Raw genomic sequence first — 2,182 nt, 5'->3', positions numbered from 1 at the left:
GTTGGGGGTTCGAATCCCTCCGCCCCTGCCAGCTTAATCACCAGTAACTGGTAAAACTGATTGGCGAATGTATCGCTAATTCAGCCGCAGTGTTTTACACTCAATTCTATGACCGATAGCAATCAAACCCAATCCGTATCACCCGCAGCATTGTGGCGAGTCTCGCAACGCGAGGCATTACAGGCGCTGGGTATTCCACTTTGGCAAGCTCGTCAGCAAGGCGCAGAAAGTGCTGCTCAATACCTTTACCGGGTCGGACCTTTATGGCTGCAATACCATCAACCGTTACCAGTATGTAAACCGCAATGGCTAGTCGATGTCTGTTATTACCTTGATAGCCAGCCGGTACAAGTGTCCACATTACCGCAAGATCCGCGCTATTTATTCTCGCTAGCTGACTGGCATGGTTTGCAACCCAGCATTGTTCAAAAGCGCGAGCTATGGCGATTGTTGAGTCAGCAATGAGTGCCGTTAGGCTAACCGAGTTCGTCCCGCAGTTAACGCATTACTCGATAGAGCAGCAGAGTCATCCATTACCTTGGTCAGAAAAAAATTTCTGTAGTTGCCAAGGGAGTCAATATCGCAATCGCTTACTCAGTATTGCTGATGAAGCGATTGGCTTCAGTATTTGCCAGCAAGTATTTGATGAAATCACCTTAATGAATATCGCGGTGTTACCGAGCTTCCGTGGGCAAGGGTGGGGGGCGTATTTATTACGGGATGTCATTGATTACAGCAAACATAAGCGATTAACGCTTTGGCTCGAGGTGCGAGCGTCTAATCACGTTGCTATCAGTCTCTACCGCCAATATGGTTTTTGCGAGGTTGGCCGTCGACCGAATTATTATCCTTGCGAAAATAAAGCCCACGAAGATGCCTTGGTGATGCGCTGGCAACATGCCGAGTGAGCTTGCGACTAAAGCCGTATTGAAACAGTCCTACTGAAACGCGAAATTGCGCCGATATTAACTTTATGAACCCCGTTAATTGGATTTTTTTTCATGCAGATGACGATCAAAGCTCGAGTTCTTTCGCTCGCTCTTATTCCGCCGATTTTATTAGCGGTTTTTATGACCTTATACAATCTGTATCAGTCCCGGCAAACCGGTGATGAAGCGGTATCGCAATTTACTCAGCAAATGGAACACGATCGCCGTGCCGAATTAGCTAATTATCTGCATTTGGCTAAGTCCGCAATTCAGCATTTGGTCAATGATGAGAGCTTAGGCTCGGTCAGCGAGCGTCAACAACAGGCTAAGCAAATTATTCGGCAACTGCGTTTTAACGATGCTGGCGATACCGGCTATCTATTTATTTATGATAGCCAGGGCGTTAGTGTCGCGCATGGCGTTAACGCAGCGCTTGAAGGTAAAAATTTATACGACTTCCAAGACCCTAATGGCGTTTACTTAATCCGTGGTTTGATCGATGCGGCGCAACAAGGTGGTGGTTATGTTGCCTACGACTGGAAAGCGGTAGATGGCTCCATTGGACCCAAACTGGCTTATGCCGAGCGTATTGATAAATGGGACTGGGTATTGGGAACGGGGTTCTGGATTGCTGGCCTACAACAGCAGGCAAGCGCTATCGAGGGCAACGTTAATAACTCCATTGCTGCCGCCGCCACACGTACTGCCATCGCTGCCGTTATCGCAGTATTAGTGATTGCTGCCATTGCTTTGTTAGTGGTACGTAGTATTACCGCGCCGTTACGCAAAGCGTTAGATGCGATGCATAATATTGCTGACGGTGACGGCGATTTGACTAAACGCTTGCACAGCGAATCTGCTGACGAGTTGGGCGAGTTGGGTGGTGCTTTTAACCGCTTTGCCGACCAAGTGGCAAGTATGGTTAGCCACATTCGTTCATCAGCCAACGCCATGACGGAATCGACACAGCAATTACAGCAAGTGATGCACAGCAATGTTAATGGTGTCAGCCATCAGCAACAAGAAAGCGAACAAGTTGCGACTGCAGTTAATGAGCTTGCTACCGCTTCGCATGAGGTTGCGCGCAGCGCTAGTGAAGCATCGCAAGCGGCTATCCAAGCAGAACAATTGGTGGGTTCCGCGCAACAGTTACTGACTCGTGCGGTTAAAGTGATTCACGGACTTGCTAGCGATGTCGAAAAAGGTAGCGCAAGTGTCAATAGCCTTGCTGAACAGTCTGAGAAGATAGGCTC

3 protein-coding genes are annotated in these 2,182 nt (G+C 48.5%); all 3 read left to right on the top strand.

What is annotated here, in order from left to right; translation table 11 throughout:
- The first annotated feature begins 108 nt into the window (after positions 1–108).
- Positions 109–465, top strand: coding sequence for a hypothetical protein (locus tag A10D4_RS13790; protein ID WP_008490110.1), 357 nt, complete (start codon positions 109–111; stop codon positions 463–465).
- Positions 441–908, top strand: a complete 468-nt coding sequence (gene rimI, locus A10D4_RS13210; protein ID WP_237738556.1) for a ribosomal protein S18-alanine N-acetyltransferase — start codon at positions 441–443, stop codon at positions 906–908. Before A10D4_RS13790 ends, rimI begins: the two co-directional genes overlap by 25 nt.
- A gap of 162 nt (positions 909–1,070) precedes the next feature.
- Positions 1,071–2,182: cache domain-containing protein (locus tag A10D4_RS13205; RefSeq protein ID WP_051002134.1), on the top strand; the 1,112-nt coding region annotated here is incomplete at its 3' end.

The sequence above is a fragment of the Idiomarina xiamenensis 10-D-4 genome (genome assembly GCF_000299895.1).
In the GTDB taxonomy this organism is placed as follows: Bacteria; Pseudomonadota; Gammaproteobacteria; order Enterobacterales; family Alteromonadaceae; genus Idiomarina; species Idiomarina xiamenensis.
Note: the sequence above shows the minus strand (reverse complement) of the source record. Positions and strands in the feature narration are given on the sequence as shown.